Below are 640 nucleotides of genomic sequence, written 5' to 3' on the forward strand. Positions count from 1 at the left end.
GCTGGTGCCGCGCAGGCCGTGGAAGTCGGGCATGCGCGCCACGCGGCGGCGAGCCCCGGGCCTCGCGCTGCTGGCGCTGGCGCTCCAGGGCGCGGGCGACGACGAGGGCCACGTCGTCCGGGTCGAAGGGCTTGGACAGGTAGTCGTACGCGCCTTCCTTGATGGCCTCCACGGCCTTGGGGACGCTCGCGTAGGCGGTGACCAGGAGGACCTCCGTGTCCGGCGCGCGCCGCTTCACCTCGCGCAGCACCGTGAAGCCGTCCGCGCCCGGCATCTGGATGTCGGTGACGACCACGTCGAACGCGCGCGCGGAGAGCAGGGCCAGGGCCTGGACCCCGTCGGGCGCGGTCGTCACCGCGTACGCGTCCCCGAGGATGCGCGCGAACAGCTTGAGCATGTTCTCCTTGTCGTCCACGACGAGGACCGAGGGCTTCGCGTCGCTCATGCCGCCGCCACCTGCTCACGCGACGGGGCGGGCAGCGACAGCGTGAAGCGCGCGCCGCCCAGGGGCCCTGCGTCCACGTCGATGCGGCCGCCGTGCGCCTCCGCGATGGCCTGGCTCACCGCGAGCCCCAGCCCCGTGCCGGAGGGCTTCGTCGTGAAGAACGGCTCGAACAGCCGCGCCCGCACGTCGGAGGGC

General features: G+C 74.1%; 2 protein-coding genes. Both read right to left on the bottom strand.

The genetic code is table 11. The annotated features are described in order from the left end of the window. The coding region (locus ACLEQD_RS44920) for a sigma-54-dependent transcriptional regulator (RefSeq protein ID WP_410391994.1) at positions 1-445 on the bottom strand (445 nt) is incomplete at its 3' end. After that, positions 442-640 (bottom strand): ATP-binding protein (locus ACLEQD_RS44925; protein ID WP_410391995.1); only part of this gene is annotated, 199 nt, incomplete at its 5' end. The genes ACLEQD_RS44925 and ACLEQD_RS44920, both read right to left, overlap by 4 nt.

Source organism: Corallococcus sp. 4LFB, assembly GCF_046520365.1.
Lineage (GTDB): Bacteria > Myxococcota > Myxococcia > Myxococcales > Myxococcaceae > Corallococcus > Corallococcus caeni.